This window comes from Roseibium alexandrii DFL-11, from assembly GCF_000158095.2.
Lineage (GTDB): Bacteria > Pseudomonadota > Alphaproteobacteria > Rhizobiales > Stappiaceae > Roseibium > Roseibium alexandrii.
Genome location: NZ_CM011002.1, coordinates 178302 through 204015 on the forward strand (window position 1 = coordinate 178302; position 25714 = coordinate 204015).

Annotated in this window: 23 protein-coding genes; 5 read left to right on the forward strand and 18 right to left on the reverse strand. The window is 54.2% G+C overall.

The features are described 5' to 3' along the window. Positions 1-137: 137 nt before the first annotated feature. From SADFL11_RS00785 to SADFL11_RS00805, 5 genes are all read right to left on the reverse strand, one after another. Positions 138-1196, reverse strand: coding sequence for a YcjF family protein (locus SADFL11_RS00785; protein WP_008188873.1), 1059 nt, complete (start codon positions 1194-1196; stop codon positions 138-140). Next, positions 1193-2692, reverse strand: a complete 1500-nt coding sequence (locus SADFL11_RS00790; protein ID WP_008190742.1) for a YcjX family GTP-binding protein — start codon at positions 2690-2692, stop codon at positions 1193-1195. Before SADFL11_RS00790 ends, SADFL11_RS00785 begins: the two co-directional genes overlap by 4 nt. A gap of 70 nt (positions 2693-2762) precedes the next feature. Then, positions 2763-3290 (reverse strand): SixA phosphatase family protein, encoded by a 528-nt coding sequence (locus tag SADFL11_RS00795; RefSeq protein WP_040450823.1) that lies wholly within the window; start codon positions 3288-3290, stop codon positions 2763-2765. 39 nt (positions 3291-3329) lie between these two features. Further along, entirely contained in the window at positions 3330-3869 is a 540-nt protein-coding gene (locus SADFL11_RS00800) for a hypothetical protein (RefSeq protein ID WP_008196193.1), read from the reverse strand. Between the two features lie 23 nt (positions 3870-3892). Next, entirely contained in the window at positions 3893-4738 is an 846-nt protein-coding gene (locus tag SADFL11_RS00805; RefSeq protein WP_040452303.1) for an AAA family ATPase, read from the reverse strand. Positions 4739-5053: 315 nt separating this feature from the next. Between SADFL11_RS00805 and SADFL11_RS00810 the strand changes: the two genes are divergently transcribed. From SADFL11_RS00810 to SADFL11_RS00820, 3 genes are all read left to right on the forward strand, one after another. Next, complete coding sequence (locus SADFL11_RS00810) at positions 5054-6487, forward strand: flagellar hook protein FlgE (protein WP_008193342.1); 1434 nt, start codon at positions 5054-5056, stop codon at positions 6485-6487. Between the two features lie 67 nt (positions 6488-6554). Beyond that, positions 6555-8450 (forward strand): flagellar hook-associated protein FlgK, encoded by a 1896-nt coding sequence (gene flgK / locus SADFL11_RS00815; RefSeq protein WP_008196324.1) that lies wholly within the window; start codon positions 6555-6557, stop codon positions 8448-8450. 3 nt (positions 8451-8453) lie between these two features. Then, positions 8454-9983: a hypothetical protein gene (locus SADFL11_RS00820; protein WP_040450822.1), complete on the forward strand. Its 1530-nt coding sequence runs from the start codon at positions 8454-8456 to the stop codon at positions 9981-9983. A gap of 76 nt (positions 9984-10059) precedes the next feature. On the opposite strand, the gene SADFL11_RS00825 is transcribed toward SADFL11_RS00820, so the two are convergent. From SADFL11_RS00825 to SADFL11_RS00875, 11 genes are all read right to left on the reverse strand, one after another. Continuing rightward, positions 10060-10371, reverse strand: coding sequence for a flagellar biosynthesis regulator FlaF (locus tag SADFL11_RS00825; protein ID WP_228198267.1), 312 nt, complete (start codon positions 10369-10371; stop codon positions 10060-10062). Next, positions 10316-10813 carry a flagellar biosynthesis repressor FlbT gene (flbT, locus tag SADFL11_RS25510; RefSeq protein ID WP_040450820.1) on the reverse strand — a complete coding sequence of 166 codons (498 nt, stop codon included), beginning with the start codon at positions 10811-10813 and terminating at the stop codon, positions 10316-10318. The genes SADFL11_RS00825 and flbT overlap by 56 nt, the downstream gene beginning before the upstream one ends. A gap of 90 nt (positions 10814-10903) precedes the next feature. Beyond that, positions 10904-12394 carry a flagellin N-terminal helical domain-containing protein gene (locus SADFL11_RS00835; protein WP_008189299.1) on the reverse strand — a complete coding sequence of 497 codons (1491 nt, stop codon included), beginning with the start codon at positions 12392-12394 and terminating at the stop codon, positions 10904-10906. Between the two features lie 286 nt (positions 12395-12680). Then, entirely contained in the window at positions 12681-14201 is a 1521-nt protein-coding gene (locus SADFL11_RS00840; protein ID WP_008197005.1) for a flagellin N-terminal helical domain-containing protein, read from the reverse strand. Between the two features lie 373 nt (positions 14202-14574). Next, positions 14575-16113 (reverse strand): flagellin N-terminal helical domain-containing protein, encoded by a 1539-nt coding sequence (locus tag SADFL11_RS00845; RefSeq protein WP_040450819.1) that lies wholly within the window; start codon positions 16111-16113, stop codon positions 14575-14577. A 291-nt stretch (positions 16114-16404) separates the two neighbouring features. After that, the gene (locus tag SADFL11_RS00850) at positions 16405-17919 is read right to left on the reverse strand and encodes a flagellin N-terminal helical domain-containing protein (RefSeq protein ID WP_008192334.1); all 1515 of its coding nucleotides are present in this window, start codon (positions 17917-17919) and stop codon (positions 16405-16407) included. 242 nt (positions 17920-18161) lie between these two features. Then, the gene (locus SADFL11_RS00855; RefSeq protein WP_040452300.1) at positions 18162-19289 is read right to left on the reverse strand and encodes a flagellin; all 1128 of its coding nucleotides are present in this window, start codon (positions 19287-19289) and stop codon (positions 18162-18164) included. Positions 19290-19835: 546 nt separating this feature from the next. After that, on the reverse strand, positions 19836-20273 hold the full coding sequence (locus SADFL11_RS00860) for a flagellar protein FlaG (protein WP_008195701.1): 438 nt from the start codon (positions 20271-20273) through the stop codon (positions 19836-19838). A gap of 211 nt (positions 20274-20484) precedes the next feature. Beyond that, positions 20485-20979, reverse strand: coding sequence for a hypothetical protein (locus SADFL11_RS00865; protein WP_040450817.1), 495 nt, complete (start codon positions 20977-20979; stop codon positions 20485-20487). Next, on the reverse strand, positions 20976-21287 hold the full coding sequence (locus SADFL11_RS00870; protein WP_040450816.1) for a rod-binding protein: 312 nt from the start codon (positions 21285-21287) through the stop codon (positions 20976-20978). The genes SADFL11_RS00865 and SADFL11_RS00870 overlap by 4 nt, the downstream gene beginning before the upstream one ends. Then, the gene (locus SADFL11_RS00875; protein ID WP_008189959.1) at positions 21287-22432 is read right to left on the reverse strand and encodes a flagellar basal body P-ring protein FlgI; all 1146 of its coding nucleotides are present in this window, start codon (positions 22430-22432) and stop codon (positions 21287-21289) included. The genes SADFL11_RS00870 and SADFL11_RS00875 overlap by 1 nt, the downstream gene beginning before the upstream one ends. A gap of 313 nt (positions 22433-22745) precedes the next feature. On the opposite strand from SADFL11_RS00875, the gene SADFL11_RS00880 reads away from it, so the two are divergent. Then, positions 22746-23168, forward strand: a complete 423-nt coding sequence (locus SADFL11_RS00880) for a flagellar assembly protein FliX (protein WP_008196094.1) — start codon at positions 22746-22748, stop codon at positions 23166-23168. Positions 23169-23333: 165 nt separating this feature from the next. Continuing rightward, positions 23334-23750, forward strand: coding sequence for an RNA polymerase-binding protein DksA (gene dksA / locus SADFL11_RS00885; RefSeq protein WP_008193624.1), 417 nt, complete (start codon positions 23334-23336; stop codon positions 23748-23750). A 230-nt stretch (positions 23751-23980) separates the two neighbouring features. Here dksA and flgH read toward each other — a convergent pair whose 3' ends face one another. Both flgH and flgA read right to left on the reverse strand, forming a co-directional pair. Beyond that, positions 23981-24730, reverse strand: a complete 750-nt coding sequence (gene flgH / locus SADFL11_RS00890) for a flagellar basal body L-ring protein FlgH (RefSeq protein WP_008190897.1) — start codon at positions 24728-24730, stop codon at positions 23981-23983. Then, positions 24730-25698 (reverse strand): flagellar basal body P-ring formation chaperone FlgA, encoded by a 969-nt coding sequence (gene flgA / locus SADFL11_RS00895; protein WP_209002704.1) that lies wholly within the window; start codon positions 25696-25698, stop codon positions 24730-24732. Before flgA ends, flgH begins: the two co-directional genes overlap by 1 nt. Positions 25699-25714: the final 16 nt, after the last annotated feature.

Consider the following 25714-nt stretch of genomic DNA (forward strand, 5'->3'; position numbering starts at 1 on the left):
CGTAGCGGAATTCCAGTCGAAATGCTTGGATTTGGTTAAGTTGGTCTTGCAGATTTCGATTAAAGGTTGCTGGCGTTCTGGAGCCTATTTTCCATGTTTGACTTTCAAGTTCATAAACGGACCGTTTTCTGGTCCGGTTAACTCGATGTTTTGCCGTTCTTGGACTCGGTCTCAGCTTCGGCAGAGGACAAAAGTTCGCCCATGAAGTCGGACACGCTGGGCCCCTTAGTTGCAATGAACGGCGCCGGCCGGCACACGGCAATCGCAGCGATACCAATGCGTGCGGTCAAAATGCCGTTGATGACACCCTCGCCAAGCCGTGCCGACAGACGTGCTGCCACGCCGTGACCAAGCACCTGTGAGGCAAGGCTGTCACCTGCGGCCATGCCGCCGGTAACTGCAAGATGGGCCAAGACATGCTTGGCCAGCCGGATAAAGCCGAGCGTGCCCGGACGTCCGCCGTAAAGGGTAGACAGGCGCCGGATAATGCGGACGTTTTCAAACAGCACCATCAGAAGGTCGACCAATGCCCGGGGGCTGACCGCCGTAACGATGGAGACCCGCTTGGCGCTGTTCATGACGATCTTGCGGGCTTCCTGGTCCAGAGACTGCAAGAGATCGCGCTCGGCCAGCATCACCAGATCCTTGCCGTCGATGATCTCGCGCATATGGCCGCTCAATGTCTTGCGTCCAAGCGCAGTCTCCGGCCGATCCTGGTAAATGGCGAGGAGGTCCTTCAGGCTCTCTTGCGCCTTTTGCGCATCATCTGTGTCGGCAGCGGCCTGTAAACGTTCCCGGAGATCATCGATGCGCTTGAGACGGAGAACGCCGGCAAGTTCGCGTGCTGTCAGGCCAATCAGTCCGGCAACTGCGGTGGCAGCGAGAGCGACGCCAAGCCATCCGAGCCAATCGGTTCTGGAAAACAGATCCCGGATCAGGCTGTCAACGGCAAGGCCGATGCTGAGTGACACAAGGCCACTGAGACCGACCAGAAGCCATTTGCCGAAGCTGGAGCCGGACTTGGGTGTGCTGGCCGAGCGGGGAAGACGCGGGGCTTCTTCGTCAAGCACCTCTTCGGTGACCAACGCGTGGCCGGCAGACGGGTTCTCGGCGTGGTCGCCGGAGAGCTGAACCTTGCTGTCATCAAGACGGAAAGCGGCCGGTTTGCGGGGCGGGCGGGTGTTCGTATCGGTCATGCCAGACGGTCTCCGAGAAGGAATTCCAACGCCCGGTCGAGGCGGATATGGGGCAGGGACAGTGTCAGGCCTTCTGCAGTCGTGTCCAGTTTCGGCGGACGGAACCGCATGAACTGCAGTGATGGATCAGTCTGATGCGGGGTTTGGCCAGTGTTTTGAGAAATTGATTCAATATCCTCAAAGAGCATGTTCGGGTTTTCCGGTAAGTCGCCGGGAAACATCGCGATTTCCGTATTGCCGTCGTAGGTTTCTCCGTCGATCTTCTCGCCTGGCAGGGGTGTGCCGAGGATTGCGGGCAGCTTCTGGCCCTTGTGGCGCACACTGGCTTCGAGGGTCGCGCGCACGGCTGCGAGCGCAAGGACATCAACTTCGGCGCCCTTGAACAGCGCACGATCAGCGGCTCTGCCCACAAGGCGGTGGGTGATCGCTTCCAGGCGGTCATGATCGGTCCGGTGAACGTGGTCCGCCTTGGTGGCAGCAAAGAGGATCCGGTCAATCCTTCGGCTGAGAATGGACGACAGCCAGCTCCGGCGGCCGGGCCGGAATGCGGACAGCACTTCGCTCAGAGCAATTTCCAGATCCAGCATTGCATGTGGACCCGCGTTCAAAGCTTGAAGGACATCGACAAGCACGATCTGCCGGTCAAGACGTGCGAAATGGTTTCGGAAGAAAGGGCGGATCACATGGGTCTTGTAGGCCTCATAGCGACGCTCCATCATCGCGCGCAACGTGCCTGTCCGCGCCGGGGGCGCATCCGGGGCAATGTCGAGTGGGGCGAAGGTGAGCGCTGGAGACCCCTCAAGGTCGCCGGGCATAAGAAACCGGCCGGGCGGCAGCATCGATAAGGCATGTGCATCAGCGCGGCAGGCGCTCAAGTAGCTTTTAAAAGCCGCTGAGAGTTTCTGCGCAGTTTGTTCGTTCTCCAGCGCATCCGCTTTTGCAGCGGCTTCCGTCAATGCCTCGAGATAGGGTCCGGCAATCGATGACCGGTGCTCTTTCCGAGCCCGGGCGACCGCCTCTGCGGAAAAGGTTGCGTAGTCCTTGTCGAGCAGTGGCAAATCCAAAAGCCATTCGCCGGGATAGTCGATGAGGTCGAGATGCAAGCGGCCCGGCCCAAGTTTCCGGTAAACGTAGGAGGCGCTTTCATAATCGATGGTTAGTCGAAGTTCTGACACCTGCCGTGTGGATTGCGGCCAGATACGGTCTTTGACCAGCGCCTGAACATGGCTTTCATAATCGAACCTTGGAACCGCATCGTCGGGCTGGGGCTGCAGGCGGGCGCCGGTCATCCGCTGACCAGCTGCGGCGCTGAACACGGGCAGCCGCCCGCCATGCACCAGATTGTGCACGAGTGACGTCAGGAATACGGTCTTGCCCGCACGGGCCAAGCCGGTGACGCCAAGACGCAGGCTTGGCACGGCCAGGTCCGTGGCGGCATCTGTCAGATTGGCAAGGGTCAGCCGGGCTTCTTCGGCGAGATTTGTCAGGGATGTCAAGCAATGGCCTCCATGGCCGTCATGTAGGCGTCAGTCCATTGACTTGCAAATATCAGAGGCGCTTTGGTGATTAGTCGTCCAATTTTGCGGCGAGATCCCGGGGCTTGATGAACCGCTCCAGGTGGCCGGTTCCGATTTGTACTTCATCCCAGCTGGCAATGTCGAAGTCGATCACTGCGAGCGCTCCTGTGGGGAACTTGACCCGCAGGTCTGCCATGGCATCGGCGTCACCGGTTCCGGCAAGTTCGATTGCGGTTTGTTCGGTGGCCGGGTTGTGCCCAATCACCATAAGCTGTTGGGCCCGTCCGCCATGGCGCCGGATCACGTTGGTGTAGCTGAGATCGCTTTCGTCGTAGATGTCGGACAACAGATGGATCTGCGCTTCCTGGGGCTGAAAGGGCAGGATGCGGGAGAGCGTCTCGCGGGTTCGCAGAGACGTGGAGCACAATATGCGGTTCGGAAGGAGGTTTTGTTCGCGCAGGTACCGGCCCATCACGCGTGCTGCCGATTTCCCGCGTCCGTTTAATGGACGGTCAAAATCTGCAAGGTCTGCGTCTCCCCAGTCGGATTTTGCGTGTCTGAAAAGGAAGAGACGCATCCAGATGCCCTCGTTGTTGTGCTTACGTGCCGAACCGGGTCAGTTCTGGCGTGCCAGTGCTTCTGTGAAAGACGCGATTGCCGGGCCGATGTCAATTTCCTGAGTTGGCAGAGTGTAGGCCATCCAAAGGGTGAAATCGGCTTTCGCACCGGCAAAATGCCAGAAGGTTTCGCATTGGGTCGCGTTATCCCGTGTTCCGGTCTTGAACGAAATGCCTGTCTCGGCGGGACCGCTTAACAAGATGGATTCAAATCCGGCTGCCTTATAGCTGCGTGAAAAACTGACGGCTTCGCGGCGTCCTGAGCCTTGCAGGTGTATTCGCAATACCGCGGTAATGCCGTCGCGGCCGGTATAGATGCAGCCAGCCAAACTGGACCCGTCGCCTTCCATCACCTTGATCCGGTAAAAGGCTCCAATGACGTCCGGGCAGCGGAGACCGTTAAAATGCCGCAGACCCTCTACGTCGCTTTGCCAGCCCGCCTCAGCTTCAGGACTCACCTGGGCCTTGGTGACATCAATGCCGACAAGTGTCCAAGCGCCAATCAGGCTGAGGAGAGCAAGTTTCGTCAGATGGACCATGTCAGATGCGTCCCGTGACCGGATTATCCCCGTTCCCGGCGTGCCATGAATGCCAGACGTTCAAAAAGATGGACATCCTGTTCATTCTTCAGCAAGGCACCATGCAGGGGCGGAATCAATTTCCCACTATCCTGTTGGCGCAGGGTCTCTGGGTCAATGTCTTCGTTTAGAAGCAGCTTGATCCAGTCGATAAGCTCCGAGGTTGACGGCTTCTTCTTCAGGCCCGGAACATCCCGGACTTCAAAGAACATGCGCAGTGCCTCGTTGAGCAAGCGCTGCTTGATGCCCGGAAAGTGAACTTCGACGATTTCTGTCATCGTCTCGGCATCCGGAAACTTGATGAAGTGGAAGAAACAGCGGCGCAAAAACGCGTCCGGCAGGTCCTTTTCGTTGTTCGACGTAATGATCACGACGGGTCGCTGTTTGGCGCGAACCGTTTCGCCGGTCTCGTAAACGTGGAACTCCATGCGATCGAGTTCGAGCAGAAGGTCGTTCGGAAACTCGATATCCGCCTTGTCGATTTCATCGATCAGCAGAACCGGTTTTTCCGGTGCCACGAACGCATCCCAGAGTTTGCCCTTTCGGATGTAGTTGTTGATGTCCTTGACCCGTTCGTCGCCGAGCTGGCTGTCGCGCAGCCGTGAAACCGCATCGTACTCATAAAGGCCTTGCTGAGCTTTGGTGGTCGATTTGACATGCCACTCGATCAATGGGGCGTTGAGGGCCTGAGCGACCTGCTCAGCAAGGACAGTCTTTCCGGTTCCCGGTTCACCCTTGACCAGTAGGGGCCGCTCGAGTGCGACTGCGGCATTGACCGCAACTCTCAGATCCTCAGTGGCGATGTAACTATCGGTGCCTTCAAAGCGCATGTGGGTGTCCCTGTCATTCATCTTGCCGAAAAGTGGCAGGCGGGCGCATGGGATGCAAGTCAGCTTTTTGCCGAGTGTGCCGGTTGAGCACCGGGAAGTGGAGACTCTTGCCTGTCCGCCCGGAAGTTTTTGCCGCTTTGAACAGGGTATGCCGCCGTAATTATTGAGAGGTCAGTGAGAATTTTTTATTTTATGTCTTTGATATTATTTGTTTAATCTGCCTTACCTGCTGATTGGCACATTGCTTGCTGCTCCTCTTCGAAACCGGGCTGTCCTTGTTCAGGAATATGCCCACTGTGACCAAGAGGACGAAACATGGGTATTTACGGGGCGATCAACTCCGCCGTTTCTGGTTTGTCAGCGCAGGCGACCGCGCTTGAAAATATCTCGGGCAACGTTGCGAACTCACAGACGGTTGGGTTCAAGCGTCTCGATACAACATTCTCTGATCTGGTGTCCGGTGGCGGGTCCACGCAGGCCGACCAGGTGTCTGGGACAACCTATGCCACGTCGCGCGCGACCAACACAATTGGCGGCGACATCTCATCCAACGACGTTGATACCTATATGGCCATCAACGGAGAAGGTTATTTCGTCGTGACGCAGGCGGCCGACTTTGTCGACGGCTCTACAACCTTTGCAGATGACACCTTCTACACGCGCGCTGGTGACTTTGAAGTCAACAAGGAAGGCTACTTCGTCAATCAATCTGGCTATTACCTCAAGGGTTTCCCACTTGACCCTGCAACTGGTAACCCGGTTGGCGACAATCCGTCTGTCATTCAGATCAACAGTCAGCCTCTCGCCGCCAGCTCTACGACAACAGTCAATTATCAGGCTAGCCTTCCGCGTGTTCCGGCGACAACCAATTACGACCCAAACACCGCAAACTCCGAATTGTTGAATGATGGTGCGAACGGTGCTCCCGGTCCAAACTTGGGTGCAACCGAAATTGGGGATACCGGCACTCTCGAAGCTGATTTCCTGGCGTCATCGATCTCCGGTGGATCTGTCACAGCCTACAACTCAAATGGCTCGGAAGTTCCATTGAACGTTCGTTGGGCCAAGGTCGACAACACTGCTGGGGCTGAAGTCTGGAGCATGTATGTCGATACCGGTGGAGAGGCCGGGACATCGTACTATAAGGTTGGAGACGTCACTTTTGATGGAACCGGCCAAGTCAGTGCCCTCGCCAACACAGGCGCGACAGCAGCCCTTGGCGTCACCACATCAGGAACGACAAGCTTCACGCTTGATGAAATCACTGTAGGTGGTGTTACCGCAGGCACGGCAGGTAATGCTGCAGATAGCATCACCATTTCATTCGCAAACGGGTCCCTGACGCAGTTTGCAGATCCCGACGGGATCGCGACTTCGGTTAACTTATCGCAAAATGGGTATGCCGCCGGTGAACTCACAAACATTGCGATCGATGAATCGGGCCGCGTGATTGCGAGCTATTCCAACAACCAGACACGTGCGCTGTATGAGATTCCGCTGGCAACTTTCCAGGCCGAGCAAAGCCTGCGCCGGGTAGACGGGGCGGCCTTTGCTGCGACCTCCGATTCGGGTGATGCCGACCTGTCTGGCGGCGGTGCCGTGATCTCCAACGCTCTTGAGCTTTCCAACGCGGATATCGCGGACGAGTTTTCCAAGCTGATCATCACCCAGCAGGCCTATTCGGCGAACTCCAGGATCGTCACCTCTGCAGACGAAATGCTGGACAGCGCCCTGAACATGGTCCGCTAACGCTCATCCGCCGGCGGCTTCAGCCGCCGGCGATCCCCTTTCTGAGTAAATCTGAGGAGTAGCCGCCATGGGACTGACAAGTGCCCTGAATACAGCGGTTTTCGGCATATCGTTCAATCAGCGTCAGATCGATGTCACCGCATCGAATATCGCGAACGCTGATACTGCCGGCTATTCCAAGAAAACAGTCTCTGCAAATGCCTACTTCGACGGTGACGGTAATGTCGCCGGGATTGTCACCAACGAGATCAGCCGTATCATCAATGAAGAGATCCAATCGGATTACTTCAATTCCTTGGCCGACACGAACTACGGCAAACAGATTGCAGCCTTTACAGATCGTCTCGATGACATTTTTGGCACCATTGGTGATCAGTCCAGCCTTTCAGCGCTGGCAGGTGAGTTGACCGGGGCCTTGTCGTCGCTGGTCAACCAGCCGGGCAACTATGCCGCTCAGCAGGAAGTGGTGGCCGCTGCTGACGCAATGGCGCGGGAATTGAATACTTCCTACCAGCAGATTGCGGACTTGCGACAGGAAGCGGACGAGGCGCTTGCCCGCCAGACTGAGACTGTGAACAGTCTTCTTTCAAATATCGAATCCATTGATGCAGCTATTCGCGATGCCACGCAGGCTGGGGTTTCAAGCTCGGAAATGGAAGACGAACGCGACCGTCTCGTTGAACAGCTCTCCGGCTATCTGGATCTAAATGTCAGCAAAACCACCACGAATACGCTGTTTATCCAAACCAAAAACGGTCAGCCGTTGTTTTCCGATGGCGAGGCAGCAACGCTTGCATTTCAGTCGACAAACAGGCTGGGAGCAGATCAGCAGGGCAATGCCATTGTTGCAACAACAGCCGGCGGTGCGCAGTTTGATATTGTGCCTGCAGGGGCTTCAGGGCGCGACCGCACGACTGGTACCGGTCTCATGGTTGCGACCATGGAGTTGCGGGATGACGTCCTGATCGAGGCGCAAAAACAGCTGGACACCATCGCAGCTGAACTTTCTCTGGCGTTTTCAAATGTGACACAAGCTAGCACGGCGGCAACTGTCGGTCCGGATACTGGCTTCGATCTGCCTGTTTCTGGTCTTCAATCCGGCAATACAATCAATCTGGAGTACACCGACTCGGCCGGTCAGTCGCAGACGATCACACTTATGGCGGTCAGTGATCCAACGCTGTTGCCGCTGGCCAATACTGCAACAACCAATCCGAATGACACGGTTGTCGGCATTGATATCTCCAGCGGTACTCCTGCGACCTACATCACGAATATTATCGCAGCCTTGGGAACCGCAGCGCCGGATTTGCAGGTCTCCAACGACGGCAGTGATAACCTGCGAATTCTCGGCGACAGCACAACCGTGCCGAATGCGACAACGGTCGAGAGCCTTTCAGCGAACATCACGCCGTCAGCAACTACCGATCAGGGGCTGGGTCTGTCGATCTTTGTCGATCAGCGAAACGGGACCGAGACCTTTACTGACGCTCCCGAAAATGGCGGCCAAAGGGTCGGTTACGCAAACGGGATCAGTGTAAATCCGGCATTGCTTGCGGACAGTTCCCTGCTTGTCGATTACCAGACAACACCGGCTGCAAACTCTGAGAACGATCCTGCGCGTGCGCAGTATCTGCTCAATGCATTGACCAACGAAACAGCCTATTTCGATCCTGAGGCCGGTATGGGTAGCAGCTCGAGCCCGTTCCAGGGAACGGTGCTGGACTACATCAACCAGACGGTGGCCTATCAGGGCAACCAAGCAGCAGATGCGAAGACGTATTCGGATTCCAAAGAGGCTCTGACGCTCAATCTCGCGGTCCGGTACGAGGAAAGCTACTCGGTCAATCTCGATGCGGAGATGGCGTTTCTGGTTCAGCTGGAAAACGCCTATTCGGCGAATGCCCGGGTCATGCAGACCATCAATGATCTGATGCAAGAACTTCTGAACGTGGTGAGGTAGCGTATGCCAGTATCATCCATCTCAACGTCGCGGAGTTATCTGACCAGCCAGTTGTTGAACCTCAATGACAAGCTCACTGAGAAGACAACACAGCTGGCGAGTGGCAAGGTTGGCAGCACCTATGGGGACATTGGTGATCGTCGGCTGCTTGATATACAGCTGACGCAAAAAGTCAGCCTGATCGAATCCTATCAAGAGACGATCACGATCTCCAACTTACATCTTGAGGCGATGACAGTGTCGCTGGATCGTTTGGAAGACATCCGGCGTGATGCCAAATCCGCCATGGATACCAATGACTTTGTGATCCAGAGCGATGGTCAGACCCAGACCCAGTCAAGAGCAGAGCTCTTGTTGAACGAAGCCCTCAATATTCTGAATACTGAAGTCGCGGGTTACTATCCGTTCGGCGGCACGGATGCGATCTCCGATCCGGTCCAGGCCATTGATACGATCATGAACGGGGCCAACGGCCTTTCAGGCCTGAAGGACTACATGAGCGAGTTCTCCCAAGCGAACTTGGGTGCCCTGAACAATGGCCGGATGACCGTGTCTGCCCTGACGACAACACCCGGGCCCTTGGATTCCACGTTCACGATTGCGGAAGACGGGGCACATGACTTCGGCTTTGACATTTCGTCCGTGACATCAACGCTGACCAACGTGACACTTACGGGCCCCGGCGGAGGGGACCCTGACACCTTTGATGTTCAATTCACGGGACAACCGACGCTTGGCGAGCAGATTGAAATCACACTCACTCTCCCTCCAGATCACACCAATACAACGACAATCACGCTGACGGCTGCTGCTTCAAATGAAGCTGAGGGTACGTTTGCAATCGGTGCGGACTTGGAAGAGACCGCGCAAAATCTGCGGGATGCGATTGCTCAGGAGCTGGGAGACACCGCACAGACAACTCTGAAGGCGGCATCCGACATCTGGGCATCCGATGAGTTTTTCAGCACATACAACGGCGAAGTGCCGCAAAGGATAGACGGTCCACCCTATACAACAGCAACAGCACTGACGTCCGGTGCAACGGATACCCTCTCCTGGTACACTGGACGCAATACAACGACGACAGATCCGCGCACCGACAAAAACGCGATCATAGATACAAATCTTACCGTCGAATATGGAGTGCGGGCCAACGAAGAACCGCTTCAAGAGCTCGTGCAAACACTCGCAACATTTGCCGCGGCTGATTTCTCAGGCGGGGCTCAGCTCGATGAAGAGTACTACAACGCGCTCTCCACGGATTTACGGGCCATCTTGCAGCCACCGGGCATCGATCAATCGGGTATTGTCGATATCTCGACAGACATTGCAATTGCGCATCGGACCGCAAGTTTGACGGATCAACGTCACATCCAAGTCGTTAACACCTATGAGGCGACCATCGGAGAGATCGAAGGTATCGACCAGGACCGGCTTGCCGCAGAAATCCTGCAACTCAGGACGAACATCGAGGTCTCCTACAATGCCTCTTCGATCGTCTTCAACCTGAGCCTTGCCGACTATCTGAGGTAAGGTTCTCAACTCGACCAGAACGAAAAAAGCCGGTGTCAATTCACCGGCTTTTTTATCGTCTTCATGGGGACCTGACTTATTCAGGCTTTGCCCGCAAGCCTTCCGCAATCGTTCGGTTGATGCTGATCAGCGCGCCAAGTTTTTCAGGATCTTGCGTTGTGATGACTGTCATTGTCTGTTTGAAGACAAAAACCCCCAGAGACCCGATGTTGTTCTTGATTTCCAGCGGCAGAGAACTCTCTTCGCTGGTCGCAGAAGTGACAAGAACCGTCCAGAGTTTACGGTTGTAAATCAGAGCATCATCGACCTCGGCGAGAGAGAGGTCATCCCATTCATCCTTGATCAGCTGGAGCCGGGCTGCGGCTTTCATCAGCAGAGTCGCTTCCAGTTCCCGCGGTGATACCGGTGCCGCCTGACTGGTTTTCTGATAGGCCTGCGCTGCCTGTTTGTACATGACTGATCAGCGTCCCTTCATACTCAATGAGCTTACGAGCTTCTTTCAGTGCCTTGTAGAAGGATCCGGATATAATCGAGTTACTAATCCGTGTGACATAAGGGATCGTACTCGGTGCGGCCTTCACGATGTCATTGACCAGGGTGAAGTAGCTTTCCTTAACTCGCTCCAGGTCGGTGGATAAATACATCAACTGAACTGCAAGATAGACGCGTTTTGCGGGTGTATCTGCTGTTTCAGGAGTGAGAATGTCCTTCTCTCTGAGAATGGGTGCATCGCCTTCGATAAACAGGCGGGTTCGCTGGTTGTCATTGGTAATTACGCTTTCACCAATGATAATCCTTTCTCCCGGCTTTAACTCGACCTTGAGCGCCATTCCTTGACCTCCACGTTTGAGTATCGGAGCGAAACGTTAACAAATAGGTTAACCCTCTCACCCAATACCTGCCGAATCTGGCTCTTCCGGTTAACCGAACAGGCTGAGTACACTTTGTTCCGCCTGGTTAGCCAGAGACAGAGCAGTTGATGACAGCTGCTGCCGTGTTTGAAGGGCCAGCATGTTTGCGCCTTCTTCATTCATGTCGGCAATTGTCAGGTCACCCGCACCCACTTCAAGTGTATTGATGATGTTCTGGGTAAAGTCTGTTCGGATCTCGACTGTGGACAGCGCTGTGCCCAGACTACGGGCAGAGTTTCGAAGTTCGTCCAGCGATGCATTGATTGCCTGCAGAACACGTTCGATATCAGTATCCGTTTTAAATTCTGACGCGGTGGCACCTAGGGCGACTGTTCCCGAGGTCGAGGCCAGGCGCATCCTGTTGAAGTCGGCGTTATCGCTGGTGATGTCAAATGATACCTCGCCGATCAGGCTGATACTTCCACCCGAAAAGGTCGCATCCAGACCTTTCACGTTGTTTATCAGCTTGACCAGATCATCGACGGTCGTTTCTTCATCGATCTCCAGGGACGCTGGCTCGAAGCCGTTGCCATCGGTAATTGTAATCGTGTCACCAGCCTTGAAACCGCCCGATGTAATAAGTGTCGCGGTTGAGGAAAGTGCTGTGGCGGTAAGTGTTGTGGCACCGGCGGTAATACCACCATCAGAAGTACTACCACCGCCGTTTGCGTCCTTGGTAACCGTAATGTTGCTGTTTAAGCCCGTAACCAGCGTGATGGAGTCCGTGGTCTCATCGAAAGAGGCATGAACGCCCGACAAATCATCGAGGGCGTCGACGTAATCTTGAACGGTGACGATGTCTACACCGACCGTAAGGGTTGTGGTCGTCGAGCCGTCTGTGACCATTACATGGTTATTGTCAGCAAATGCAGCGAGGTCTGTGAGATTGGATGATGCTTGCAGGCCAGTTAGCGTCAGCTGGGCGCTGCCTCCATACATGTTAAACGAAGATGTGCCGCTCGCACCCGTTGCCAGATCGTCCAGGTTCAAGCCTGTATCCAGGGTCGTGTCTGTGAAATCGACCGGATTGACTGTCAGATTCGAAGTACTGTCCTCGTTGAAGATCACTTCAAGTTCGTTGCCGGCACCTGCAAGGAGGTTCTTGCCTTTATAGCCCGAATCCTTGGCCATATCCTCAATTTGCTCAAGGATGGCGTTGTATTGAACCGCAAACTGGCGCCGTTCGTATTCGCTCGACGTCTGGAGAGCCTGGTTCGCGATGGCCTTAGCGGATTCAACAAGTTTGGTGATCGACGTTATGCCGTCATCAGCCGCGCGGAGCGTCTGAACAGCCTGTCCCATATTATCCAGTAGGTTGGACAGATCGCCGGCCCGGTCGTTCAGCGATTGCGCCGTGAAATACGAATTCGGATTGTCGAGGGCCGAATTCACCTTCAGACCAGTCGCGAGGCGATTCTGAGTTGTTTCCTGAAATGCAGCAGTCTTTTTCAATGACAAGAGGTTGTCACGAACCGCGCTGGAAAGAACAATATCAGGCATCTGGCTTCACCGCATTTCCTGTTCAGTACTCGTACAGGCCGCCGCTGGATACTTGTTCGCAGATCAGGGCCCCGTGCGTAAATCTAAACGGAAAGTTAATCGGTGATGCACGAATTAACGTTATTTAAATAAAAGTTACCAAAAGCTTTCTTTTAACTGATTGAATCTACGAGGGAAAAATTTTGCACTCTGCCAAGTAATAGCAGTCAGACAACAAAAACGGCGGGTGGTGAACCCGCCGTTTGTGCTCGTGTTCGCGTTTTTTGATGCGAAACTGATTCTGCTATTAGAACAAGGACAGTACGGTCTGATCTGCCTGAGAAGCGAAGGACAAGGAGGTTGATGCCAACTGCTGCCGTGTCTGCAGGGCAAGCAAGTTTGCACCCTCTTCGTTTGTATCCGCCAAGGTGAGTTTACCAGCACCTTCTTGCAACGTATTGACGATCGCCCGGGTAAAGTCCTGCCGGTTCTCAACAATCGAGAGGTTGGTACCAAATTCGGATGCTTGGGTTCTAAGGTTTCCAAGGGAGTTGTTCAGCCGGGTGATAACACGGTTGATCTCAGTGTCTGTTGCAAACCCGGAGTCCGTCAGAGCGGACAAGGATTGCGCACCATTGGTTGTGGCTGCAAAGTTTGACGATGCGAAGTCTGTGTTAGCCGAACCACTTCGCTCGCTTGACACCGTTAGGTCTGTTTCAGACGTGATACTCAGACGACCAGTCGTATTGTTGTACTGCGCGTCGACACCGTTGAAGTCGTTGATGAAATTGACCAAGTCGGAGACGGTTGTGCTGTCTTCAATTTCAAGTGAACCGAGCTCGTAGTTGTTACCGTCCGTCAATGCAATCGTGTCACCGACGGCGAATGAGCCACTGTTTGTCAAAAGCGAACCGGTCGTCAATGCGGAGGCATTTACTGAGGCCGCAGAACCGATCGTCAGAGCGGTTGTCGCTGTTGTATCCGTGTCGGAGATCAGGAAATCCTGGTTGCTGTAGATGGTCAGCTCACCGTTGCTCTCGTCAAACTCGGCACGAACACCTTCAGTGCCGTTAATTGCATCCACCAGATCTTGAACAGAAGCGCCACTGCTGACGGTCGTACCAATCAGTGTTGGTGTGCTTGATTGGACGTTGGTGAATTCCAATGTCGTGGTGGTCGAAATCGCAGTCGACTCGCTTAATGTGGAGCTTGAGTTCAAGGCGCCATCAGAACCGGTGAGTGTGATGGTTGTCGCTCCTCCGAGGAGATTGAATGCAGTCGCGCCGCCTTGGCCCTCCACCAGATCTGAAAGGTTCAGACCCGTCGAAAGGGTGGTGTCGGTGTAGTCGATTGCAGAAATATCCAGGCGCGATGTTGAATCTTCATTGAAGATGGTCCTCAGATCGTTACCGGCACCTGCAAGTAGGTTCTTGCCCTTGTAGCTGGAGTCTCTGGCAGTGTCTTCGATCTGTTCGAGCAGTTCGTTATACTGCGCAGCAAATTGTTTCCGCTCGTATTGGCTCTGTGTCTGAAGGGCCTGATTGGCTTTCGCCTTAGCGGATTCAACCAGCTTCGTGATGGCGGTGATACCGTCATCGGCAGCCTTGATCGTGTTCACCGATTGGCCCATATCGTCGAGTAGGCTGCTCAAGTCGCTTGCACGTGAGTTAAGAGCGGACGCGGTGAAGAAGTTGCCCGGGTTGTCGAGCGCTGAGTTTACTTTCAAGCCGGTCGCCAGTTTGTTCTGAACGTCGGCTGTCAAGAAGGAGGTGTTTTGGAGGGTAAGCAGGTTCTGCCGGACGGCAGCCGAAAGCGTAATGCCTGACATCAATAATCCCTTTCCTGGGTCATATGTTCAGCTGCTCTTCCTGAGCAGGTTGATGTAAGAATTCCCTGTTAACCTTAATCAATGGTAAAAGGTGTTGGAGGGTTGCTTTTGTTGGCAAGCAATGCCTGCAAATAGTCTGTAAGAAATATCAATTGTATTTCGTATTATTTGAAAAATTAATAGTTAAAAATAACAATGATATAATGCAGAAGGACATTCTTGTTAATGCTCTCAACGGCGGAAATTAAGGAGTTTGGCACTGTGTCCCACGCAAAAATTTGCAAAATTGAAATAGGCAAAAAAAAACGGGCCGCCGGGCCCGTTTTCCAAAAAACATCGTGGTTAAAGACTATCAGCTGGTAACCGTTTGATTTTAGAAGAGCGACAGAACCGTCTGATCTGCCTGAGATGCGAAGGAGAGGGACGTCGATGCCAACTGCTGCCTGGTTTGCAACGCAAGAAGATTAGCGCCTTCCATATTTGTGTCGGCAAGTGTTAGTTCACCGGCACCTTCCTGCAGCGTATTGATCATGGCCGTTGTGTAGTCCTGCCGGTGCTGGATCGTGGACAAGTTCGTACCGAACTCAGAGGCTTGGAATCTGAGGGTGGACAAGGCGTTGTTTAATCGGTCGACGACACGATTTATGTCATTGTCCGTTGCGAAACTTGAATCTTCCAGAGCCGAGAGAACAACTCCCGTATTGTTTGCGCCGAAGTCTGTGGCGTTGAAGTCAGTGTTGGTACCACCTCCTCGATTGCTGCCCAGTGTAAGGTCCGTTTCCGAGAGAATGCTCAAGCGTCCCGTGGAGTTATTGAAAGATGCGTCTACACCCTGAAAATCATTGACGAAGTTGACGAGGTCATCGACCGTTGTATCAGCGTCAACCTCTAGCGAGCCAAGCTCATAGTTGTTACCGTCGGTTAGGCTAAGTGTATCACCGACCGCGAATGATGCGCTGTCGACCAATTTGGCACTTGTAGTGTTGAAGTGAGAGGCATTTACCGAAGCGGCGGTGCCGATAGTGACCGGTGTCGATAGACCGCCAACGCCGACCTCACTTATGAGCATGTCTTCGTTGCTGTAGATTGTCAGCTCTCCAGTCTTGTCATCGAATTCCGCGCGCACGCCATTCAGATCATTGAGCGTATTTACGAGTTCTTGAACCGTCTGCCCCCCATTTACCGTAGGGGCACCCCCGATCAATTGGGCCGAGGGAGTCGATTCACTCCTGTCAACGAATTCCAAAGATGTTGATAGGCTGGCGATTGCAGAAGCTTCCGCGAGTTTGGAGCTTGAATTCAAGGCACCATCCGTGCCGGTCAAGGTGATTGTCGTTTTGCTACCGGTCAGGTTGAACGCAGTTGCACCCCCTTGGCCTTCAACTAGATCCGAGAGGTTCAAGCCGTTGGAAAGCGATGTTTCAGTGAAGTCGACGGCCTCCATTGTCAGTTTGGAGGTCGAATCTTCATTGAAGATGGTGGTCAAGTCGTTACCTGCGCCAGCGAGCAGATTCTTGCCCTTGTAGGAGCTGTCCTTGGCAACGGCTTCAATTTGAGACAGCAGGTCGTTGTATTGCGCGGCAAACTGTTTGCGCTCGTACTGGCTTTGCGTTTGAAGGGCCTGGTTGGCTTTTGCTTTTGCCGATTTTACCAATTCGGTGATGGTCGTGATCCCCTTGTCCGCTGCTTTGATGGTCTGGACGGATTGGCCCATGTCGTCGAGCAGCGTGCCAAGATCGCTGGCTCGGGCATTGAGACCAGATGCAGTGAAGAAGGAGTTCGGATTGTCGAGTGCCGAGTTGACCTTTTTGCCGGTCGCCAGCTTGTTCTGGACGCCGGACATGAAGTCAGCAGTGGTCTGGAGAGTTAGCAGATTCTGCCGCACGGCAGCCGACAGAGTAATGTCAGACATTCAAGATCCCTTTCCTGGGGTCGTGACGCCTCATCCTGATGCGTCAAAATATACATTGTTAAAATTAACAATATAAATTCTCTCGCACGCTATGGTTAATAAGGGATTAACGACCTGCGAGAAGCAATTTTCGCTTCATACTTGGGAAGGGCGAATGCCAGGGAGGGGAGAAGGTATCGGGCTAGACCGGTGGCAACTTCTGACCAAATGCCAGGCTACCGACCTGCGTGAGCCAAAAAGAAAAGGCGGACCGAAGTCCGCCTTTCCAGATCGTGTTTAAGACTTTCTGTCTTAGAAGAGACGCAGAACGTTCTGGTCTGCCTGAGATGCGAAGGACAGCGATGTCGAGGCCAACTGCTGACGAGTCTGCAAGGCCAGGAGGTTTGCGCCTTCTTCGTTGGTGTCGGCGAGTGTCAGCTTGCCAGCACCTTCTTCCAGCGTGTTGATCAGGCTTCGGGTGAAGTCCTGACGGTTCTCAACGATGGACAGGTTGGTACCGAACTCGGAAGCCTGGGTTCTCAAGTTTCCAAGAGCGTTGTTCAGCTTGCTGATTGTCCGGTTGATATCGTTGTCCGTCGCAAAACCGGAATCGGCTTGTGCAGCGATTGAGAACGAACCGTTGGTCGTTGCAGCAAAGTCTTCACTGCCGAAGTCAGTGTTGTTCGTACCATCACGTGAGCTGTTTATGGTCAAATCAGTATCAGATGTGACACTAATCCGGCCGCCCGAAAACGTCGAAGAGACACCATTGAAGTCGTTAATGAAGGTATTCAGGTCATCAACGGTAGAAGAGGCCTCAACTTCAAACGATCCGAGTTCGTAGTTGTTACCATCTGTCAAAGTGATGGTGTCACCAACTTTGAACGAACCGCTATCGGTAAGAGACGAACCAGACGTCAATGCACTTGCGTTCACAGATGCCGCAGAACCGATCGTCAAAGCGGTTGTCGCTGTTGTATCCGTGTCGGAGATCAAGAAATCCTGGTTGCTGTAGATGGTCAGTTCACCATTGGATTCGTCAAACTCAGCACGGACACCTTCTGTAGCGTTGAGTGAGTCCACCAGATCCTGGACGGATGCGCCGTTGCTGACGGTCGTACCAATCAGGGTTGGAGTGCTCGATTCGACGTTTGTGAATTCCAGTGTTGTTGTGGTCGAAATTGCAGTGGATTCGTTCAACGTGGAACTGGAGTTCAACGCACCATCAGCACCGGTGAGGGTGATGGTGGTTTTGCCACCGGACAGGTTAAAGGCAGTGGCACCGCCTTGACCCTCGGTCAGATCTGAAAGGTTCAAGCCGGTGGAGAGGGTTGTGTCAGTATAATCAACAGCGGAAACATCCAGTTTGGACGTGGAGTCTTCGTTGAAGATTGTCCGCAGGTCGTTACCGGTGCCCGCGAGCAGGTTCTTGCCTTTGTAGCCGGCATCTTTTGCAACATCTTCGATCTGCGTGAGCAGCTCATTGTACTGCGCCGCAAATTCTTTGCGCTCATATTGGCTGCCTGTTTGCAGGGCCTGGTTGGCTTTCGCCTTTGCGGATTCAACCAGCTTCGTAATGGCGGTGATGCCGTCATCTGCTGCCTTGATGGTCTGAACCGACTGGCCCATGTCATCAAGCAGGGTGCCCAGATCGTTTGCACGGGACTGAAGACCGGAAGCTGTGAAGAAGTTGCTCGGATTGTCCAGAGCCGAGTTCACTTTTTTGCCGGTGGCCAGCTTGTTCTGGACATCGGACATGAAAGAAGCGGTTTGCTGGAGCGTATTGAGGTTCGCGCGAACCGCGCTTGACAGAGTGATGTCAGACATTTCTGTTTCCTTTCTAGGAACACGAGATACACAGCCCCTTCCTGGGACTGGCACGCATGAAACGGCGGAAACTGAAAACGGAATCTAAACAAACAAAGTGAACGGATATTAAGGATAACGTAAAGTAAACACGTGTAGGCGCCGGGGTTACACCCCGCCGCCTAAAATCTTCACATTTTCAATGCTCTGTCTCAACTCAAGGCATTTTGGAACAAACGCCCCGAGTGTGAGTGCAGACTGCCTTAGAACAACCGCAGCACGTTTTGTGATGCTTGCGACGCCATGGACAGGGACGTGGAGGCCAACTGCTGCTGTGTTTGCAGAGCCAACAGGTTTGCGCCTTCGACATTGGTATCAGCAAGTGTCAATGCACCAGCACCTTCCTGCAGTGTGTTGATCAGGTCGGTCGTAAAGTCTTGCCTGTTTTCAACAATTGAAAGATTTGTACCAAAAGTAGACGCTTGGGCACGAAGGGTGTCTTGGGCAGATTTCAATGCAGAAAGGGCTGTCTCGATTTTACTATCAGTGTCGAAGTCACTGATTGTTCCGCCAGTCCCGATTTCTTCGGATCCGTTCTTCAGCTGAATGCCTTCACCCGCAAACGAGATGTTTCCGGTCGTGTTGTCATAAGTTGACGTAACGCCGGTTAAACCGTTCAGTGCGGTTGCTAAATCAGCCATGGACATGGTGTCAGTTATTGAAACCGTTCCAACAGAGTCGCCTTTACTATCCGTGACGGTGAGCGTATCGCCAGCTTTGTATGTACCCTGATCCACCACATGAGCGGTTGTTGATGTTCCGTCAGCAGCAAACTCAAGTTGGGCTGTTGCGGAAGTGGCTGTACGGTCAATATCGCTCAGACCAAGGCCGGCAGATGAGTTGGTATAATCAACTGCCGAAATTGACAGCGAGGACGAGCCGTCTTCGTTGAAGGTCAGGGAAAGGTCATTGCCGGTTCCGGAAAGCAGGTTTTTGCCCTTGTAGCCTGAGTCCTTAGCCAAATCTTCCATCTGGCTCAGCAGGTCATTGTATTCCTGAGCGTATTTGGAACGCTGTACTTTGTCTGACGTTTGTAGGGCCTGGTTGGCTTTTGCCTTGGCCGCATCGACCAGGTCGGAAATCGCCGAAATCCCTTTGTCTGCTGCCTTTAGTGTCTGAACGCCTTGGCCCATGTCGTCGAGCAGGGTGCTGAGATCGCTCGCGCGGTTCTCCAAGCCCTTTGCCGTGAAGAACGAATTCGGATTGTCGAGCGCGGAGTTCACCTTCTTACCGGTCGCCAGCTTGTTCTGAACATCCGACATCATTTTCGCGGTCGAAGTCAGAGTGTTGAGGTTGGCCCGTACGGCATTGGTGAGGGTGATGTCGGACATTTCTTTTCCTTCCTTGGAAAAACGCAAAACAAGATTCCCGTCCTGGGGATCACCGACCAAGAAAGACTATAGGTATTAATGACAATGTAAAAAGTACGGTTAGCGAGAATTAAGGTTAACAAATACTTTCAGTCCCAATTTGGCCGAAAAGAGCCGTTTCTGCAAGGAAGACTGCTGTGTTTCTAGGAATTAATGCCTTAACCGAGCTGCCAAATGGTATTCAGGAACTGTTTTTTGCTACGGCTGTCCAGGTTGGAAGGGCGATAATTGTTTTTGACGTTGGCGGGGGTTGGTCGAGGGAGATCCGAGGAGATGATCGATCACGCGTAAAGGAAACCTCAAAATACCAGAAGGACCGCCGGGCGGGGATCGGCAATCTCAATGGGGCAAGCGAGTTCCAACCTGGCGCATTTGGATCGAAGTTATACGGAACAAAACAGCTGTCAAAAGCGCGCTGGATCTGACTGTAGAAGTGTTTCTGGGAAGTTGTATGAGCATGTCTGTGCCCCGAGGCCTTGGGGCAGGAACGAGCCGTTCAGCCGTGGTTTACACGGTGCGTTGAACGGCTTCGTTTTCAGAGCTGGAGCGCTGCTGTTCTTCGACCTGGGTCCGGTAAGCGGCAACCGTCTCGCTGTAGGCTCGTAACCTCAGCAAGGTTTCGCTTGGGATCTGGCGGATGACATCGCCTGTTTCCGTGTTGGTTGCAACGTAAATGAGGCTTTCGCTGTCTTCGTCGAACACGTTCTGGCGCGTTACGGTTGGCGTGTACCGCTCCAGTGCAGATTGGTCAGCGCGGCCGTCACCGGCTCTGTTTTGTTCGTTTGTCGCAGCCCGTTGAGATCCAGATGAATCTGCGGAAGGACGGACAGTGTCCTCCGCCGGCAGATCCGTAGAACTTGCCGGTTGATCTTTTTCCGGGGCGCGTGTCACCGGCGTGATCGCCGTATAGGTCGGCGATGGAGGCCGGACTAATGCGGTATCCATTTTGCCCTCCGGGTAACGTCATACTATGACCCGATAGTGACAAAAATAACGTAAGGGAATGAATCTTCTGTTAACGGAATAGTTAGAATTTTAAGGAGTTGGATTTATCTTCTTGTGACCATTTTTTGATTCGTTTTGAGCTGGTGTCTCTCAGTTCGTTTTTGATAGAAAAACTGGGTACTGAGGAAATTATCAGGGCTCAGCCGGTGTCTCAAAGAGACTGGTTCACTGCAATGCCTTGAGCTGATTGCGGTCCATCCGGAGAAGCGCCCGTCCGGCCGTAAGTTGTCGGCGCCGTAGCGTTTTTGGCTCCAACAGCCTTTGCGACCGAAGTAACAATGTTATTCGTCACTTCGCGGGCCGTTGCAAGAACCGCCAGATTGATGCGCAGCACGGGTTGGAACTCACCATGCTGTCGGCGCAGCGACTGTGTCGCGGCCGGCGCAAGGTTGCCAAGTGCAACAGCATGGTCCTTCGCGGACATCATGCCGCGCGTATATTCATGAATGAGACGCGCCTTGTCGGCTTGCAGCTCACCGGCTTCCTTCAGCTTTCCGGCTCGTACCAGCTCTGTTTCCATTTCGATCACGGACAAGAGCGCTTCCATCGTCCCGGACAAGGCCGAGCAGAAGTTTTCGGCTTCTTGCTTGCTGGCCGGCCGGTCGAGAGAAAAGGGAAGGGTGCTGGTATCTGGTTGTGCGGTCATCGGGCACCTTCCTGCAAAGCAAGCAATTCACGTTCAACACTATCTGCGATTCCAACTCCGCCGGCAGCAGAAATCGTACGGGCATATTCGTCGACAAGCATGCTCTGCCAAGTATCTGAGCCGGTCCCGCCGCCCCAGGCACCGCCATTCTCAAGGCCGGAAAACATACTCTGAAGCATATTGTTCAAAAATACGGCTTCAAACTCTTCCGCTGCGGTTCGCGCAGCGGTCCTGTCGCTCGGGTTTACCCCTTGAAGGACATCAAGCGGGTTGGACCGGGGCATGGAAGGGGCAAGTGGCAGATCCATCAGAGCACCTCGATTTCTGCTTGCAGGGCACCAGAGGCTTTGATCGCCTGGAGGATCGAGATCATGTCGCGCGGGCCAATCCCAAGGGCGTTCAGTCCATCGACGAGTTGTTTCAAAGTCACTGTATTTGGAACGATTGCCAATTTCGCGTCTGGATCGGTGTTCACATTAAGATCCGTGCGCGGTGCAATTGCCGTCTGGCCATTGGCGAAGGGCAGGGGCTGCACGACTTCCGGGGTCTCGGCGATTGTTACGGTCAAGTTGCCTTGGGCAACAGCGACCATCGAGACCTTAACGTCCTGACCCATGACGATGATGCCGGAGTTTTCATCGATAATCACCCGAGCGGCAAGGTCCGGTTCGACGATCAATTGCTCAATGTCGGTCAAGAGATCAACGATGTTGCCGTCGTACTGACGCGGCAACTCGAGTTGAACAGTTGCCGGGTCGACCGGTTCTGCAGTCGGCATGCCGATCAGTTCGTTGATGGACAGAGCCACCCGCCGGGCCGTTGTTAGGTCTGGGTTGCGTAAGGCAAGGCGAACGCTCGTCAATGAAGCGAGTTTGAAATCCAATTCGCGTTCGACGAGACCGCCATTCGCGATCCGGCCAGCTGTCGGAACGCCCCGAACGATTGATGCAGCGTCGCCTTGTGCCGAAAAGCCGCCAATCGCGACAGACCCTTGAGCGATTGCATAAACTTCGCCATCCGCACCAACCAAAGGTGTCACAAGCAGCGTGCCGCCCTGAAGAGAAGAGGCGTCGCCAAGGGCGCTGACGCTCACGTCGATCCGGGTACCTTGAGTGGAGAACGGTGGCAGGTTTGCCGTCACCATGACGGCAGCAACCGTGTCAGTGTTCAGCGGAATGTTCCGTGTGTTTACACCGAGCCGTTCCAGCATCGCTTGCAAGCTTTGCTGCGTAAACGGTGTATTGTTGAGGCTGTCGCCAGTTCCGTTCAAGCCGACAACCAGGCCGTACCCGATCAGTTGGTTCTCACGAATGCCTTCAAAATCCGCGATGTCTTTAATCCGTGAGGAAGCTACAGCCTGAACTGCGATCGCAAGCTGTAAGCCGACAAGGGCGGCCGCAACGAGTGTGACGCGGGTGGCGCGATTTTCGAAGTATGTGATCAGACGACGCATTCTTCACGCAGATCCATCTAAGAGGCCGTGTTATCGGCTGGAAGTCACTATGGTTCGAGATGCACTATGCGAGAGCCGTGCCAAGTCTCAGGCCCGGTTGAATTGAGTAGCTAAAGTGGCTGGATTCTGCGCCGTTTGCCGAAGAATGGCGAGCATATCCACGCAAATATGGCGAATAGAGTTAATGATTAACAATAGATGCCCGGCAAATATTGCCTTGCTTGCCCGGACTCATTTACCCTTCAAGGCAGATTCTGTCAGGCCATGGAGCAACTTGGTGTTGACCAGCTGTGCAGAACATTAGGATAGAGCAATGCGTATTACCGGGAGCAAACCGTTAACCGGAGTTCAGGGGCGCGGCGCAAAGAAGAGCAGCAGCTCAGGCAGCGGTTTTGCGCCGGATGTAGGTGGAGCCGCTGAGCAGCCGACAACGCAGGCCACAGCCGGCGGGGCTGGTATTCAGGGCATTGATGCGCTTCTGGCTCTCCAGGAAGTCGATGAACGTACCGAACGCCGCAAGAAAGCGGCGCGTCACGGCCATACACTGTTGGACAGTCTGGAAATGATCCGGGCGGATCTTTTGGCAGGCTATGTTTCCGAGGATCGTTTGGAGCAGCTTTCTCTGACGGTTTCAAAGCGCCAATCCAGCGGGGACCCGGAGGTCGACAGTGTGCTGGAAGAGATTGAACTCAGGGTCAAAGTTGAGCTTGCAAAGCTCGGCCGATTCCCTGATTGACGGTGCATAAGGGCGTTGAAATTGCGCCGGGATATTTGCTAAAATTTACGCAACAAATTGAATTAATTGCAGAATTTATGACGCGAATTTTACCAAATGAACCGTTGTCCCCGGGGCGAACCGCCTATATATTGCGCCCGTCATAACGGTAAACCGGAGTTGTAGATGACGGTTGATATTGAGTCTGAATACCGACCCTCGGAAGACGAGCCGTTCATGAATGATAGGCAGCGGGAATACTTCAAGAACAAGCTGCTTGCCTGGAAAGGTGAGATCCTGAAAGAAAGCGCTGAAACACTCGCGACCCTTCAGGAGGAAAGCCAGAACCACCCTGACTTGGCAGACCGCGCATCTTCGGAGACGGATCGTTCTATCGAGCTGCGCGCACGTGATCGCCAACGCAAGTTGATTTCAAAAATCGACGCCGCCCTGGAGCGGATTGCGGATGGCAGTTACGGGTACTGTGAAGAGACGGGAGAGCCGATCGCTCTGCGCAGGCTCGAGGCACGGCCAATAGCGACGTTGTCGATAGAGGCTCAGGAAGCGCACGAACGCCGGGAGAAGGTGTATCGCGACGACTGATTTCCAGTAACGGCCGGTTTGCTGAATTCGCAAGCCAATTTGACTTTAAGACCTTCCCGGAGACGGGAAGGTTTTTTTATGTCTTTTCAAATGTCGGTGACCGTTGGGATCAAAAGAAATCGGGCACGGCACTCGGGGAGCGAGATGCCGTGCCCGGTTCAGCTGCAGCGGGCCTTTCACGTCTGACTTGCCTGCCGCAGCTGGGGGAGCTGGTGTATGGTTTTGCCGGATTAGAACGGCAAGAGGATATCCAGGACCTGGTTGCCGTACCGCGGCTGCTGAACATCGGTGATTTGGCCGCGTCCGCCGTAACCGATGCGGGCTTCCGCAATCTGCTGGCTGGCAATCGTGTTGTTTGAGGTGATGTCTTCCGGACGGACAATACCGGCTACAATCAACTCTCTGACTTCGAAGTTCACCCGGATTTCCTGGCGGCCCTCAATGACCAGGTTGCCGTTGGGCAGAACCTGGGTCACGACAGCAGCAACAGTTGTTCTAAGTTCTTCCTCGCGGTCTACTTCACCAGCTCCGGCGAAAGTCGAGCTGCTGTTTACGTTACCGAGGTCACTTGCAGAAGTGCCGGCCGGCAGGAAGATAGTGTCGATGGCGGTTCCAAGCGCACCGCCAACACCTGCGCCGTTGGTTTCGGTTCGGCTTCTGGCTGTATCGTTTTCGATCTCGGCTTTTTCATCGATGGAGACCACTACGGTCAAGATGTCGCCGACCTGGCTTGCGCGCTGATCCTTGAAGAAGGCTCGGCTGCCTGATTGCCAGAGGGAATTCGGATTGTAGTGCGCCTGAACCGGGTCCGGCATCGGCATTTGAACCGGTCTGTATCCCGGTGTTGTTGTCGGGTCCTGAATGGCGTTCAGAGCGGGTTGCTGGCCGACATTCGCCAGCCGGTCAGCCGAGCCGCATCCTGCAGCAAGCGCTGCGAGGGCGATGCTGCCCAACAAGGATATGTTGCGAGAGATAGACATTAATTGGCCTCTTTGTTCAGGCTTGCAACAATTGCATGAGCGGCATGAACAGCTACTTGGCCGCGGGAAGTCACGGTTGCCGGTACGACACGCCGGGACTGGAGATTCATGACATCAATGACGTCGCCTTTGGCGCCGTTAGTGAGGGCTTTCGCCCGGGAGGTGAGATTCATGGCACCGACATTGTAGGTGACAGTGACTTTGTCGCCGCGTTCGACCAGAACCGGATATTCGAAATCCTTGTGCGACAATGGTTGGCTCGGGCGCAGGTTCACACGGGCAGCCTTGCCGACAATGTTGGTGCCGTCCTCTAGCGCGGCGGTGTTGACCTTCAAACGCGGGAGCCGGATCGTAGTGAGGTCTCCGTCCTGGACAATGTCGCCCCGCTTCAGCGGCTGGCCGAGTACAAGAACGTCAATCATTTCAACCGCAGTGCCGGTGACGGTCAAAGGGCGTGTGCCGTGTTCGACTGCGATGGTTGCGAACACCGTGAAATGACCGTTGTTCCGGCTCCAGTTGATCCTGTCGATACGAACCGGATCCGCCGCCTTTGGGTCGGCCAGGATCTGGTCAGGGGCCTGCAGAAGAGTGATTTCGAGCCCTTCAGGATCAATACCCGCCTCAAGCTTTGCCAGGTCGTTACGAATAAGGTTTTCCAGCTGGTGTCGGTTCAGCCGTGTCGCGCCGCGGTGAACGACGACAGTGCGCAGGCCGTCCGTACCTGCTGTGACGAGGCCAGCATCCCGGGCACGTTGCGCAACCGTGGTTGCCGGGACATTGCCGGAGGTGCCCATGTCAGGGGACCGGAACAGTGGTACTTGTGCCACATCTCCGGCGTTGGAGTAGAAATCCCCAACTGTCACAATGTCCGACAAGGTCATGACCTGGGACCGTAGAACCGGATGCTCGTTGGCCGCTGCACTGAAGCTTGTCAGCGCAGCCAATGCCAGGCTAAGAGCGGCTATCATTAAGGTCTTCATCGAC